Origin of the sequence: Ureibacillus sinduriensis BLB-1 = JCM 15800 (assembly GCF_000772955.1) — a bacterium.
Lineage (GTDB): Bacteria > Bacillota > Bacilli > Bacillales_A > Planococcaceae > Ureibacillus > Ureibacillus sinduriensis.
Map to the genome: position 1 here is coordinate 69,988 of NZ_JPVO01000046.1, position 14,827 is coordinate 84,814.

17 protein-coding genes are annotated in these 14,827 nt (G+C 38.8%); all 17 read right to left on the reverse strand.

What is annotated here, in order from left to right; all coding sequences use genetic code 11:
* Window positions 1–24: 24 nt before the first annotated feature.
* Window positions 25–729 (reverse strand): hypothetical protein, encoded by a 705-nt coding sequence (locus CD33_RS06785; protein WP_036199361.1) that lies wholly within the window; start codon window positions 727–729, stop codon window positions 25–27.
* A 2-nt stretch (window positions 730–731) separates the two neighbouring features.
* Window positions 732–1,544 (reverse strand): ATP-binding cassette domain-containing protein, encoded by an 813-nt coding sequence (locus CD33_RS06790; RefSeq protein WP_052130071.1) that lies wholly within the window; start codon window positions 1,542–1,544, stop codon window positions 732–734.
* Window positions 1,545–1,842: 298 nt separating this feature from the next.
* Entirely contained in the window at window positions 1,843–2,586 is a 744-nt protein-coding gene (locus CD33_RS06800; protein ID WP_036199367.1) for a DUF4184 family protein, read from the reverse strand.
* A 341-nt stretch (window positions 2,587–2,927) separates the two neighbouring features.
* Entirely contained in the window at window positions 2,928–3,698 is a 771-nt protein-coding gene (locus CD33_RS06805) for an SDR family oxidoreductase (protein WP_235863367.1), read from the reverse strand.
* Window positions 3,699–3,946: 248 nt separating this feature from the next.
* Window positions 3,947–4,909 (reverse strand): sensor domain-containing diguanylate cyclase, encoded by a 963-nt coding sequence (locus CD33_RS06810; protein WP_235863361.1) that lies wholly within the window; start codon window positions 4,907–4,909, stop codon window positions 3,947–3,949.
* A gap of 154 nt (window positions 4,910–5,063) precedes the next feature.
* Window positions 5,064–5,393, reverse strand: a complete 330-nt coding sequence (locus CD33_RS06815) for a hypothetical protein (RefSeq protein ID WP_036199373.1) — start codon at window positions 5,391–5,393, stop codon at window positions 5,064–5,066.
* Window positions 5,386–5,622: a helix-turn-helix transcriptional regulator gene (locus tag CD33_RS06820; protein WP_036199375.1), complete on the reverse strand. Its 237-nt coding sequence runs from the start codon at window positions 5,620–5,622 to the stop codon at window positions 5,386–5,388. The genes CD33_RS06815 and CD33_RS06820 overlap by 8 nt, the downstream gene beginning before the upstream one ends.
* A 213-nt stretch (window positions 5,623–5,835) precedes the next feature.
* Window positions 5,836–6,444, reverse strand: coding sequence for an ABC-2 transporter permease (locus CD33_RS06825; RefSeq protein ID WP_036199377.1), 609 nt, complete (start codon window positions 6,442–6,444; stop codon window positions 5,836–5,838).
* On the reverse strand, window positions 6,425–7,306 hold the full coding sequence (locus CD33_RS06830; protein ID WP_036199379.1) for an ABC transporter ATP-binding protein: 882 nt from the start codon (window positions 7,304–7,306) through the stop codon (window positions 6,425–6,427). The genes CD33_RS06825 and CD33_RS06830 overlap by 20 nt, the downstream gene beginning before the upstream one ends.
* The gene (locus CD33_RS06835) at window positions 7,306–7,683 is read right to left on the reverse strand and encodes a GntR family transcriptional regulator (protein WP_036199381.1); all 378 of its coding nucleotides are present in this window, start codon (window positions 7,681–7,683) and stop codon (window positions 7,306–7,308) included. The genes CD33_RS06830 and CD33_RS06835 overlap by 1 nt, the downstream gene beginning before the upstream one ends.
* Window positions 7,684–7,943: 260 nt before the next feature.
* A complete protein-coding gene (locus CD33_RS06840) occupies window positions 7,944–8,843 on the reverse strand; it encodes a PhzF family phenazine biosynthesis protein (RefSeq protein ID WP_036199383.1) in 900 nt (299 codons plus the stop codon).
* Window positions 8,844–9,065: 222 nt separating this feature from the next.
* Entirely contained in the window at window positions 9,066–9,923 is an 858-nt protein-coding gene (locus CD33_RS19420) for a copper amine oxidase N-terminal domain-containing protein (RefSeq protein WP_052130073.1), read from the reverse strand.
* Window positions 9,924–10,623: 700 nt separating this feature from the next.
* Entirely contained in the window at window positions 10,624–12,234 is a 1,611-nt protein-coding gene (locus CD33_RS06850; RefSeq protein ID WP_036199385.1) for a DUF4179 domain-containing protein, read from the reverse strand.
* Window positions 12,212–12,769, reverse strand: coding sequence for an RNA polymerase sigma factor (locus CD33_RS06855; protein WP_036199387.1), 558 nt, complete (start codon window positions 12,767–12,769; stop codon window positions 12,212–12,214). Before CD33_RS06855 ends, CD33_RS06850 begins: the two co-directional genes overlap by 23 nt.
* A 185-nt stretch (window positions 12,770–12,954) precedes the next feature.
* Window positions 12,955–13,335 carry a general stress protein gene (locus CD33_RS06860; RefSeq protein ID WP_373906684.1) on the reverse strand — a complete coding sequence of 127 codons (381 nt, stop codon included), beginning with the start codon at window positions 13,333–13,335 and terminating at the stop codon, window positions 12,955–12,957.
* Window positions 13,336–13,559: 224 nt separating this feature from the next.
* Window positions 13,560–13,973, reverse strand: a complete 414-nt coding sequence (locus CD33_RS06865) for a general stress protein (RefSeq protein WP_052130079.1) — start codon at window positions 13,971–13,973, stop codon at window positions 13,560–13,562.
* Between the two features lie 246 nt (window positions 13,974–14,219).
* A complete protein-coding gene (locus tag CD33_RS06870) occupies window positions 14,220–14,651 on the reverse strand; it encodes a general stress protein (protein ID WP_036199389.1) in 432 nt (143 codons plus the stop codon).
* Between the last annotated feature and the right edge of the window lie 176 nt (window positions 14,652–14,827).

Sequence of the window (14,827 nt, forward strand, 5' to 3'; positions counted from 1 at the left end):
GGTGGATCGCCAATGCCCGAGCGATTATCGCTCCTTCCGCAAAAACATTCGCACCACGACGATCGTACCGATTACTGAATAGAGGAAAACCCAAATTGCAAGCTGCAAAAAGTCACCGTCGATTTGGGTAATTTCGTCATCTTTAAGAAAAATAAGCACATGGGTCACCGGCGGGAAAAGGAGAAGCAACCATTTAAGCACAGTTATTTTTTCTGACAACCCTTCATAAGAAAGCGAAATGGTAAGAACCAACAGGGCCGATAACCAACTATATTTTTTGGTCGCGAAAGAGGTAACCGAGAAAATCGTGCCGATTAAAATGCCAAACCAAGCCAAAATGAGATGGCTATAGATGGATAAGCCGATATGAATCGGTCTAATAGGTCCTTTAAAACTCCCCATCACGATCGGATAGAGTATAGCCAGCGCCATAAAAAGCACGGCGAAAAGAAGACAAATCCCCCATTTCCCAAATAGATAACGAGTTTTGCTCGTTAACTGGACAAATAGCATATTTTTCTCGATTTCTTCCTCTATGGAGAAGACGTTCATCGTCAACCAAGTCATCACTAAATAGATTGCCATGCTTGACACCGCATAACTGCTTAAAATAGGGACATTACTGTATGCATACAGTAAAAATAGCCAAACACAAAAAACGGTGGCCGGGGGGATGATTTTTAAAGAACGTATGTAGCTAATGAATTGGTAGCGAATAAATCCCTGCATAGTTACCTCTTCTCCCTAACTTCCATGATTGAGCACTGTTTGTTTAGCAAGACGAGCAATAACTCATCGGAACCTGAAGCATCCACCGAAATAAATGCCGTATTCCCTTCATATGTAATATCATTAAGATTTAGCTTTTCAATAATAGCCGGGTCGCTGAATTTCACCTTGATCAACTTCTGGACTACTCTTTTTTTAGGACTGCAAACAAATTCACCAGATTCAATGTAGAAAACCGAATCCGCCAGGTTTTCAATCAATTTTTCTTCATGTGTTGTGAAAATGATGGTTGCTTGTTTTTTTAAATTTTCCAGCAGATCGAATAACTCATTTTGGGTTGAGCTATCCAACCCCGTCAGCGGCTCATCCAGAAGAAGAAGATCTGGTTTCCTCATAATCGCTTGGATCAACCCAACTTTTTGTTTCGTCCCTTTTGAACATTTTTTCAGCGGTGTATCAACATAGGGATGCAAATTAAACATTTCAATATAGTCTAGGAGCTCCTCTTCAATATGCTGTTTGGAAGTTCCTTGAAATGATGACGTTAACGTTAAGTACTCCTTCACTTTAAATCGGAGGTTCTCGGGGAAATGTTCGGTGACATACCCGACTTTTCGGTTTCCCCTCTTTACTTCCCCGCTTGAAGGTTCATAAATTCCAGCCAATATTTTCAGTAAGGTACTTTTGCCGGAACCATTAGAGCCTCTAATTGCGACCGAAGTATAATCCTCACAAGTGAAGTTGATATTGTTCAGGATCTTCTTCCCGCCAATTTCTTTCGTCACATTGCACACTTCAAATGCACTTTTCTTCATTAAGCCCCAATCCTCCTTATGCTTTTTTCCATCGGACAAAAGAAACTACCCTATCTACTATTTCAATATAATCAAGTCCGATTCCTTCAACTATTGCCATTCTTTTGCGTGAGGTTAAAATTTTCTTTTAGACGCTCCCCGTGTTCACTTCCCCTAAGATTAGGTATCCCATATATGTAAGTCCATGATATTAATTCAGCCCTATAACATGAGCCGTAAGTTGTTTTCAGGTTGGAATCTTTAATAAAAAAGACATTAACCCTTTCCGGATTAACGTCCTCCCAAATTTTAAAAAACCTCATTCTTTGACTCTATTCATTTGTTTAAAATAAAGCGAGACGATTAACAAGCCGATCAAAGCTGCATCGATTATTCGAACGACAATAATGCCATATGCTTGAATAGACACTTCACCGATCAAATACCAAAGACCAAAAAAAATTATGGTGAACAATGCAATAAGGCCCCAGTATATAAGTTTTTGGTTTGGACTTGCTGTAACTTGACGATTATTTCGACTTCTTCCTGCACGAATATACAAATATCCCAATATGAAGGTAATGCCTGTAATCGTGCTCCCATGTTGAAGTAACTTAAAAAGCGGTATTTGATAATTTAGAATTTGAACAGGATAAGATAGGATTGATAAGTTTCGAACCATATATCCTTCTAGATGTGTGAACGCGTCCCAGACGACATGAGTCAGCATGCCTAAAAAAGCACAGTAGAGGAAGACAAAAGACTTGAATACCCCCGCTGATTTTGTCACATCGGACGGACAATCTTGCAAAATCGAAGGTAGATGTTGATATAACGCACTATGTATACATTTCTTATAAGTCCAATAAACGATGATTATGACAGGCAGATTAAAAAATACAAAACCAAAAAATGTATGGCCAATCACTCCATAAGGCATCCCACGAAGGAAATATTCAAAATCCGGTGCCATACTACCCAAAACTAATGCTAAAAAGTTTATGTATTTGCTCTTCCTTGAAAAAGGTAAAACTGCGGCTGGATGAGCAAAAGTCAACGGCATCTGCGGTCACTCCCATATTTATATTTTTGAAAAAGCCTTCCAAATCTACGAAAGGCTATATACATACTATTATGCCATACTTCTGAAACTCATATATTCATGACAGAGTTTAGCATAAATTCCATCCTTACCAATCAAAGATGATACTTAAATTCCTGCTTCACCCCTAACCCCCACGAACTTACATAAGTGGGTGCCATAAATTGCTCCCGTATATAAAAAAGAGCGCAATTCACAGCTTCGAATCACACTCAATAGGATAATTATTAAACGTCGTAACCCCTAGAAGTTCCACTAGGATACCCTGTTTTCAAGGGGATGAGTTTCTATACAACGGGGCCTTATTCCAGCTTGTTTTTTAAATATTGTTCAAATTTAATTTTCCCCATCTTCCCCATTGAATTTGTGTTTTTTCCTTCGGTAAAGGATCTATATAGCTTTCCTGCCAAAGGAATACTCAAAACACGATTATCCTCATCGTTGACTTTAATTTTCAAATTTGCCATTTCTTTTAATGTCAATATTTCAGGTCCACAGAAATCTTCGGTTCTTCCTTGAGGAATTTGGTGAATTAGATCAATTAAATGACTGGCATATTCATTCACATCCACGCTCTGGAATTTCATCTTGCCAGGGACAATATATCTTTTAAACAATGGTTTTGAGATTAGCAGATTTTCCACAAAACCATGAAATTGGGTAGCCCGCACAATTGTATAGGGAATGTTGCTGCTCTTTAGCAAACTTTCCGCTTCATATTTAAGCCGATAATAGTTGAACGGGATCTCTTCGATGCCCACAATTGATGGATAAATAAAGTGCTGTATGTGGTGCAGCTTGCCCAAAAAGTTCTCAAAACCCGTAATTTCGATGTCTCTGGAACTTTTTGTCGGGCTTGTTGCTGTGTGAATAATTACATCGACATCTTTCACTGCTGCTTCCAAACCTTCACCCGTTAACATATCACTGTATACCCATGTGAAATCTCCCATTCCCTCAGGCTTTCTTCTCGAAGTTATTCTAACTTCATCATTACTCCCCTTCAATTGACGCAGCAATGCCGAACCGAGCTGTCCCGTCGAACCAGTCACCAAAATCCTCAAGTACAACACTTCCATTCATTTGGATTTACTTTGTATTATATTTTATAAATGTTTCACTTTATGCTGTACAATCGCGCTCCTTGGGAGAAATAACTAGTTACTGTCATATTTCTGTCATATCTTTTCTTAAGTACTTCAAATATATTCGTTTTGGGTCTTTAAATAAAAAAAGGTGCATTCCCAATTAGAGAAATGCGCCACAATATCGAATACTATACCAAGTTTTTATTCTTTTTAATGCATCTGCCCATAACTTCCTAGGATGCACTATTCTCCACACAATCGAAAACTTTATAATTATTCTTTCCTGCCGCTTTTGCACGATACATGGCATTGTCTGCGTCCTTCAGGAGCGTGTTGAGCTTGATAGCACTATCGGCACGGTATGGTACAATCCCTATACTTGCGGATAACTGGTATTCCTTATCCCATGTATTAAGACAGTTAATTAGCCCGTGCCCCAGCATATTAATCTCGTCACGGGAAGCAATGTGCGGGAAGTTAAGCAGGAATTCATCTCCCCCCAATCTCACGGCGAAAGCATCCTGCGACTCTTTTATAAATCCCTGAAGCCTTAAGGCCACTTCCTTCAATGCCTGATCCCCGGTATCGTGGCCGTATTCATCATTCACTTTTTTGAACCCATCCAAATCTATAAAGAAAAGAACGCCTTCCGCAGCAGGAAACTCTTCAAAATATTTATAAAGATACTGCCTATTATAAAGACCTGTTAAGGAATCTTTATAGGCCAGCCTTTCCAAATCCAAGTAACTGGAGAACATCCGGGCAATTCGTTGGAGCATGTTGATGCTTTTCTTATCAAAGTGACTGGCTTCATGATGGCCTACACATAATGTCCCAAACCGTTCTCCATCAACAAGAGAAATCGGGATTCCGACATACGAGTTAATATTCGCTTCCTCAAGCGTTCCTCTTATACTATCTAAACAGGATTCTCTCTTTATATCCTCATAGATGAGCGGTTCGTTGATTTCAAAATCAATTCGATTACAAAGGGTTTGATCAAGGTTTAAAACCTTTCCTTCCGTCAGGCGAATCTTTGTATCGGTATCCGAGAGTTTTAAAACAATTTGATGCTGATCATTTAAAGAATTTATAAAAATCAACCTGTCAGGCATGATTTCCTTTGCCAAGGCAAGCACATCACTCGCAAGCTCGTCAAAATTCTTATACATATGCAATTCTTGTAACGGTATCACCTTTATAGCACCTCGGACAATAAATTCTAATATTTTAATTGACGCTCAAGAAAGCCATTATAACTTAAAGTGCATGAATGCTCAAATACTACTCCTGTCGGGGTGCTTCCTTCCCTCACAAAGTACCTTTACCCTCTAGCGGCAGCACCTCTTCTTATTTAAAGTCTTTTCTGTATAACCGGATTGTGTAAATTGCACCGACCAGGAATACAACCCCTTGGAATAGAAGGAAAAACTGACGGAAGTATTCAATGTCACGGTCAACGAAAGTAATGAAGATCGCATTCATAATGAGCTGTGTTGTAAACATGCAAGATATGATCTTGAGATAAATGGCATTTGTTCTTTCATCAGGTTTGCCTATTTTATTGCTAAAAAAGAACTGCACAACCAGTGACCCAACCCATAGAACCATCGTCAATCCCACTATCATATTGAAGTTTCCTGAGCTTTCCAACATCCAACTATTTAGTAATTCAACCATTTTCATCATCCTTTCTTACATAGAAGAATATTTCATTGATATCGACTTCAAAAAAGTTGGCTATTCGGAAAGCCAAGACAAGTGAAGGAGAATAATTATTCTTTTCCATTACAAATATTGTTTGTTTGGATACTCCAACTGCATCAGCCAACTCCTTCTGTGACATTCTCCTTAACACCCTGTATTCATACACTTTATTCTGGATGGAATCTCCAAAATCTTCCTTCATCATTAATCCCCCCTCTTTTTCCTCATATTGGGATTATACACTTTCCTTTTATAAAAGTAAAGTTAACTTATACAAAGTAAAATTCTACATTTACAAAAAACAATTTATAACACCTTTTAGTTAAGATGTATGCGGAAAACCGTCCATAAAAAATAGCACTTATCCCATTCAAGGATAGTGCCAATTTTAGGAACATTAAAGAAAAGAGTTACTCTATAATACTTTCCTGCTATAAATCCGGATGGAAAGCATCCAAGAAAAGAAACTGAGAACGACAACCGTCAAAAGTACTCCTGCGTACAACAGTGTATTATCATATGATAAGACGATTCGAACACCCTCTCTTAAGCGATCATTCAGATTTGAGATAAACTTATTGATAACGATTAGATAAAGAACAAACAAAATAGCAAATGCCGTCATGATATATTGACTTTTGAATTGGTAAGAAAATGGAAACGCAAACGAGATAAAGAGTGCAACACTACAGAAAATAAACAATAATTGTTTCCATTGTGTAATTTCTCCGTAAATAATCAAATTTCCGATAGAGATGGTCGTAAGAATAAAAAACGTAAAAACAAAGGCGCCCAAATATTTCGAACTAACGATTTCTTTTCTCGTGTATGGTAATGAGTTTAATAGCAGTTGGATACTGGACCTTTCTTCTATTGAAAAACTTTGCATAATGAGGGGAATACAAAATATAACACCGATCCAGATCGAAGAAATACCTTCAAATAAAAAAACAAATAGCAGCGGCAACATAATCATCAACGTCTTTTTTTGTAAAACAATTTCTTTACGTATGAGATTCAACATATCGATTGATTCCTTTCTGTGTATAAAGCATAATGTCTTCAAGTGTCGGTTTCTCCAATATGACCGTATCGCCGAAGATATTTTGTGTTCGTTGCTTATAAGCCGTCAATGCTTCGAAACCATGATTGAATTTACGAATACCCACAAATTCCTTTTCTGTATCACGATCCAGTAAACCGACTTCCCCTTTTACAATCGCATAATCTTCTTCGATAGTGTAAAACTCCTTTGTAAAAATATGCCGTCCATTGTGGATGAACGTTATATAATCCGCGATTCGATCCAAGTCTGCCGTGATATGTGTAGAGAAGAATATCGTTCTTTCCCCATTCTGCATAAGGTCGTGGAGAATATCCAACAGTTCCCTGCGAAATATAGGGTCCAGCCCGGATGTTGGTTCATCCATTATACTCAACTCCGCATGGTGGGATAATGCCATCGTTAATGAGGCTTTCATCACCATACCTTTCGAGAATGTGCTTAATTTTTTCTTTAAAGGCAGCTTGAACCGCTCTACATAAGAATGGAATAGTGCATCGTCCCACTTCCTATATACAGGTTTGATAATATTCCTCATTTCCAGCAACGTAAGATTTTCATAAAACACGTTTTGATCGAACACAAAGCCAATTCTTTGCTTGATTTCTTTTTCATGCTTTTTGTAATCCAGCCCAAAGATTGAGACCTCCCCATGATCCGGCTGCAAAAGATTCATAATCAGTTTGATGGTTGTGGATTTCCCCACTCCATTGCCACCGATAAAACCTGTCACAAAGCCCTTCTTGACCGAGAAAGATACATCTTTCAATTCGAAGCCATTGAAGGCCTTATTTACATTTCTAAGTTCTATAACGTTTTCCATCATACATCCTCCATATATAACATTGTGAGCAGTTCTTTTAATTCCGGTAATTCTATTCCGATTTCTTTGCTATTTTGGATTGCAGCCATTAACTGCTCCTCTATCACTTTCATTTTGCGTTCCAGGATCATTTCTTTATTTTGCTCGGACACAAACGAGCCTTTTCCGACGACTGAATAAATAAAACCCGTTTTCTCAAGCTCTTCATACGCCCGCTTTGTAGTGATTACACTAATTCCCAGGTCTTTGGCCAATTCACGCATTGAAGGTAAAGCGGCTCCTGCCTGAAGTTCATTAGTCAAAACTTGTTTCTTGATTTGCACATATATTTGCTCATAGATCGGCTCTTTTGAAGTATTGGAAATGATTATTTGCATAGGGATCCCTCTTCTGGTAATAATGTATATATACTTTATACACATTATATACACACCAGTTTTAATTTACAATATTTTCTTTTTACTTATATAAAGCCCGTTAAATTAAAACCATGCCTTTCCCGTCTCGAAAACCCAAAAAAACCTCTACTCTATTGGAGTAAAGGCCAAATTTTTTTAATTATGAAGCAGGAGTGGATTCCGGTTGTTCTCATCCCCCCCTAATTATAAAGGGCTTCATTTTGATACATTCTCTTATATTATTTATCTAACGTCACATCAAATTCTTTTACATAAACTGCATTTCCCGTAATCTGTATGTCAAAACTATTTTCATTCCTGGAAACCCTCACCATGACCCGACCATCTTTCTTCATTTCATGGCCTTGTTCCACTATTAAATTCAACGAATCGTTGAACTTGTTATTTATGTGCTCAGCATAATAGGCTCCCATTACCCCCGATGCCGTACCAGTGATGGCATCTTCAATAGTACCTGAGTACGGTGAGGAGAAGTGCCGGGCATGCATGTCGACATCCATACCATAAGCCTGCATGCAGAATGGATGAACAGACGCTTTTGGCATCTCTTTTAAAATAGATGGAAATTCTTTACTATTCGGTTTCATTTTTTCAAAAGCCACCAATTCTTTGATAGGTACCAATAATGTCCAGGCACCTGTACTTCCATAAGCAATTGGCAAATCATCATGTATATCCTTTTCTTCCAAACCTATCGAGGCAGCTAAATCCTTTTTTGAACCTTTAAATTTTTTAAATTCTGGTTGGGCTTGTTTCATCGTAATCAGTATTTCACCTTCAGCCGTTGTTTTGACGGAAATCGGTAGGACCCCTGCTTTTGTTTCAATCGTGAAATCTGTTTTATTCCCCAAATACCCTCTCGTGATGAGTGCATAAACCGTTGCCATGGTTGCGTGTCCGCAAAGGTTTGTTTCATGTCCGGGCGTAAAGTAACGAATTTGCAAGTCCGCCACTTCGGATTGAATAGGAAAGGCCGTCTCATTAAATCCAACTTTCAAAGCAACCTCTTGCATTTCCTCATCCGTCAATTCATCCCCGCCCAATACGATACCCGCAGGATTTCCTTTATTGGGTGTTTTACTAAATGCATCATAATGGTAAACCTTTATCGACTTCACGACTCATTCCTCCAATATTCGATACTAGAATTAATATTTATTCTACCGCCTATTCTTACTTTCTTGTTTACCGAACGCACTTTGCGTTCTGTTACAATTCATTCAACGCTATCCATACTTTAACATAAATATCAAATTCTTTTTAATAGAAAAAAGACGCACTCCTTTTAAAGAGTACGCCTTCTTATGGAATAACCGAGATGCTTCCGTATTATACCGAGATCAACCGTGATACCAACCTGTTTTAGGGTCGATTGTGAGAAGGTATTGCCATTCGCCTTTTCCTTCAATTTGTATATACATTGCGTAAAGGCCGATTCCACCTACAACATCGGACTTTTCAATTTTCACTTTATCCTTTGATGTAACAAAATTTCTTTTAATCTCGCTAAGTGTAGCTTCCTTTACTCCCGGTGCCCAATTATATGGATCTGCGAATTTCAAATCATGTGTTGGCACCCAGCCTGTTTGCCCGTTATATTTAATTTTGGACCAGCCGTATTGCTCATATGCATACCAGTCTTTTTGATCGAAGCCGATTGGTTCACCGCCGATTACCTTCAATTCCGTACCAGCGGGAATCATACCTGCTGTCCGATATGATGTACCCGGCGATGATTTCATGGCAATCTTTTCATTTGTGGATGCCCTATCATAGATACCTACATTCACAATTATCTTCTTATCCGATAAAGTAATCATTGCCGTTTCATTACTTGCATTCCATTCAACGGTTGCTCCCATGGATTCACTAATGAAACGCAGCGGCACCAATGTAGAATCACCATGTATTTGGGCAGGGACATCGATCATGACCGCCTTACCATTCACTATAGGATTTTTCGAACCAATTTTTAACCAAATATTCGTCTTCCCTTTTGTAGCAGTAATCGTTTTGTCTTTTTGATTCCATTGCACGTTTGCCCCCAATTCTTCAAATATGGAGCGTAACGGCACTAATGTTCGACTATTTACGATTTTGCCGCCATCTATTGAAACTACATTGTTTGCACTTGCCATTGTTACATCAAATCCGATTGCCAACAATAAAACCAACATACATGATATTATTTTTTTCATGTAACCATCCCTTCTCTTATGTGCAGTTAGATTTTACCATAAACCCACTTCTAGAAAACTTAAAGTTTCTTTAAAATTTTAGTTTTACATAGGCTATTTTCCCGCATATTCCCTCTTCATTTCACACGTTACCCTATCAGTTGAACTCCCTGTTTGCACAAATTTATTATCAAATATCAAAGCAAGGCCCACCACTTTTTAGAGGAAAGCAGTTTTAGTACGAATCAGATGATAAATAAAAGGCCCTCCTTTTTGTAGAGACCTTTTCAGAGTGAAGACAAAGTCTGTATTCGACTTTGTCTTCACTCTTTTTGATTATTTTAATAATTGAAGGATTACCTAGACTGTTTTGAAAACGCTTGGCAGACAACCACGACAGGATGAATGCGTTTGTCAACAATCTGAAAAGGCCTCCATTTTGGGAGGCCTTTTCCTAATCCTTGCTACCGCATATAAACCATTGATATATCTGGTTCAACAACTGCCACACTTGAAGTTTGCATGCGTGGGGGCAACTTCGATTCCATAGTCAAAGTTGAATGGTATGCATCCGCAATAGTAATAAAATAGACTAAAAATAATAGTTTTTTCAGTCAATGATTCAAAGTAAATCTTTTCTCCTTCTTGTACATGAACTTGGTGAAATGACACCAACTGTGTTTCTATATTCATATACGGATGGCCATTCCATAAGTTTCATTTATTCCTGAAATAATGGGACTCGCCATTCATTCTCCAATTTGATTGCTTCTGTTTCTGCAATGAGATGCAATGTCATTTTTTCCGGAATATCTTTCAAGTCATAGGAGATGAGGTTCACTTCCCGTTTGAAGCGCCCTTTTTCATCCGTTTCATCTAACGTGGCACCACCGCTGCCAAAAGTGAAATAACTTTGCCCTTCCCCGTCTTCAATGGCCCATACGGCAAGCTCAGGTGCCTTTTGTTCTGCATAACCGGACATGGACACTTCAACGGAAACCTGGCGATCAATCGGAATCCATGATTTTTGCAGAGAATAATCGACTTCTCGTTCCACTGAATCAATCGTTAGTTCATAGCCTTTATAGTCAAATGTATAAGGAAGCTCTTCTGGCTTGAATGTTACGGAGAAATCGGGTGTGTTAGTTTTATAAACGGTATCCAATACGAAGTAGAGTTCACCTTTTTCTTCTTCGGGAACAAACGAATCCGTCATTGTCATAGTACCCATGTCTTTACTTTCTCCATCCCAGTGACCCGAACCACCAATCATATTTTCCGTCACCGGATGCCCGCGATCTTCTTTTGCATAAATATTATGGTAGCCCAGCACTTCCCCCTGCTCGTTCTCAATGCGATATCCGATAGAAGGATGGTATGGGAAAAATGAATCTACAATTTCCTCGTTGAACTGTTTTACTTTCTCCTTAATTGCGGCTTGCAATTCTTGCTTTGCTTCATCTGTATACCGCGTATGATACGTAATATCTGTTGTCGATGTAGCATAACTAATATCCCCCAAATTCACTTCAATTCCTGATTCTACAAAACTTTTATCGATATCCACAACTTGTTGTTTGGCATATGCTGCGGATAAATCAACCGGAATATCTATGGTCCAGTTCCCGCTTTTGCCGGCAATTTCTGTAGCCACTATCCGTATTGTACCTGCAGTAAAATTCTCCGCCTCAACTAAGGAAAATTCATAAATTCCATAATCATCGGTATTTCCCCAACTTCGGCTCCATTCAACTGCTTTATCGTCTTGGTCAAGCAAAGTGATCACATTTTCCTTCTGATCATCTTCAAGGTCTGGATTCAAACGTTTTCCATGGCTATTTGTCACACTATAAGAAAAGGCAATACGGGAAGTATCCGCTATCAAATGCTCAACATGGAGCGTAATCCCTGCATCTGTGACCGCAATATCTACCGGTGTGGCGATATCGGTATCAACTGCCATATTCAATCCCTTATCTACTTTATCAGTGGAAAAGATACCACCCACAATCTCTGCAAAACTTGGATTAACAAAAACGAGGATCCCACCTGCAAGAAGCACGCTTGCTGCTGTACCAAGCCCCCACTTCCAAGACCTATTCCGTTTTGCTTTATATGGGCGAATTTGTTCCATTACCGTTTGCGCAAACTCTTCCGGTAACACAGGGGTCTTTAATGTTTCTTCCAAGAAGGTCTTTTCGCTCTCCATCACTTCCAGTTGTTGCTCACAATATGGACAGGAATGAAGATGCCGCTGCATCGCTTCTGTTTCTTCCTCATCCAAAAAGCCATCAATATATGCCAATAAGTCATCCTCTTTGGGACACATCATAAAAATACCCTCCTTTTTGTGCTTGGTTTCGCAACTTTTTCTTCGCCCGGTGCAACTTGTTGCGGACATCGACCAATGAAATGCTTAAGGTATTGCAAATCTCCTCGTAGCTTAAATCATTCGCGTAACGCAACAATAAAATCATTCTTTCATCTTCAGGCAAACCCGAGAGGAGGCGTTCAAGCTCTCGACTCTTTTCTTTTTTTAGGAACACCACTTCCGGAGTGGTACTGTTAGTCAGCTGTTCTTCTTCCACTTGCTCGATTTTGATTTGTTTTTTACGCAATTGATCAAGACAATGATTGATTGCCACTTTATATATCCAGCTTTTAAAGGAGCCTTTTTGGTCATATTTCTTTAGTTGCTCGTACACCTTTATAAAAGCTTCCTGCAATAAATCTTGTGCTGTTTCTGGATTTTTTGTCATGCGTAATACCGTTGCATACATGGGATTTTTATACTTATTGATAATGTCTATGTACGCCTGCTTATCCCCTGCCAATATGCTCCGAACAGATTGAATGTCCTCTTCCATGTCACCCCTCCTTGTCTTTTCACTAAGTAAAACGAGATGAACCGACAAAAAATCTCACAAAAAATAAAATTTACTCTTTAATACTTACACAGCTAAATCTTACCATTTCTGCACAATAAAAAAGCAGCCACAATCCTTTTTGGATTGAAGCCGCTTGTATATAGTTTTATCTTCTATTTTTCTCATTAAAAGTAGTTTCGGCGATCTAAATACGTTTGATCCACATTTAGTTCTCGATCTACAGGTGTTCTATCAATATATTCATCCATCCCGTCGTCCAGATAGATGAGGACACCTCCATTTTCAACAACTTGTTTATAATGCTCAAGCTGTGCCTCCGGGATATCGGCGCCTCTAAGACCTTCCACGACCGCATCTTCCCCGGTAAAGAGCGATTTAAACTTATCCACAGCGTTCCCTGTACGATGCATATCGACGTCAGCGTCCCATTTCAGGTCGGCAAACGCGTCTAAATTTTTTCCTACGAGATGAATTTGACCCATCGGAGTACCACTAGTCTTCAATCGATCGATAATTCCCATTGCCTCATTTCTTGTGTGTGCCACTTCAATATGAAGATTTCCTGGATTGTTGAAGTTTGATGATGAATACAAGCCCGATTCCTCCTTTTAATAGTCTATTAAACCAATACCCGGGACTTGGATGATTAAACTCCAAGAAGAAAAAGAGGCATTCATCCCCTCTGGGATGAATGCCCCTTAAAAACGATAAGCTTTTTACACGCTTTTTATATAATAAGCCAAGTCCTGCTTTTTTATTTATAACTAGATTAAATTAAAGGATTACGGTCGTTTGAGAACGAGTCGATCCCTGTGTTCAGGTCGCGTTCCACTACTGTCGTATCGATATACTCATCGGTATAAATGAGGATACCACCATTATCAACTATCTGTTTATAATGGTGCAGCTGACTTTCCGGTAAATCTGCATCCCTTAAACCTGCCATCACGGCATCTTCCCCGGTGAAGAATGATTTAAATTTATCCGCAAAATTTCCGGCATTGTGTACATCGACGTCAGCATCCCATTTTAAATTTGTAAATTCCGTTAAATCTTTCCCCACCATATTAATTTGGCCTTTTGGAATTCCATCGTTTTTCAATCTGTCAATAATCGCCCAAGCCTCTTCTGTAGTGTGCGCTACCTCAATATTGTAGTTGCCGTTCATATTGTTTGAATACATTTTGAATTCCTCCTTTTAATAGGTTATTAGTTTTGTACCCTTGATGAATGTAGATAAACATTTTTTGATTTACCTATTGACAAATAACACCTGTAATGCTAACAACTCTTAGAAAACATGCTTGTTAATCACTATAGTTGTGCTGCCGTTTTCTTTATGAAATGGCCAACATTCGTGATGGCCGATGAAAATAAAAAAAGCATTCATCCCGCTAATAGATGAATGCTCCTCTGCATTGTACCGCTTTTAAAATCGCTTCCCGTCATCATAGGTATTTGAGTCGTCTATGATATTGGGATCTCTTTCAATTTGGTTGGCAATTTTTGTCGTGTCCAAGTATTCGTCTGTATAGATAAGGACGCCGCCGCTATCGACGATTTGTTTATAGAGATGGAGATTCGCTTTGGGCAGCTTTGCATGTTTTAACCCTTCTATTTCAGCATCTTCTCCAGTCAGGAACGATTTGAGCTTGTCTCCGTTGTTGCCAATGCGATGCAGATTGATCTCGGCATCCCACTTTAAGTTTGCAAACTCGATTAAATCTTTTCCTACTATATGAATATCGCCGATTTGAACACCTTCTGCTTTCAATCTTTCAACAATTGCCAGCGCCTCTTGTTTATCGTTGGCTACCACAATATTGGATCTTCCGAGATTTTCATTACCAAATGGATACATACTGATTCCTCCTATACCAAATTAGTAATTTTGTACCCCTCCCCCTACTGGACTAAACCAAATCGTCAAATGCACTTGAGGCAAAGGGTGGACAAAACAAAAACACCGCTTGTCACCAAGCACTGTTAGTCAAACAACTGTTCACTTCGAACGATGTTTTTCATTTTTGATTTAGT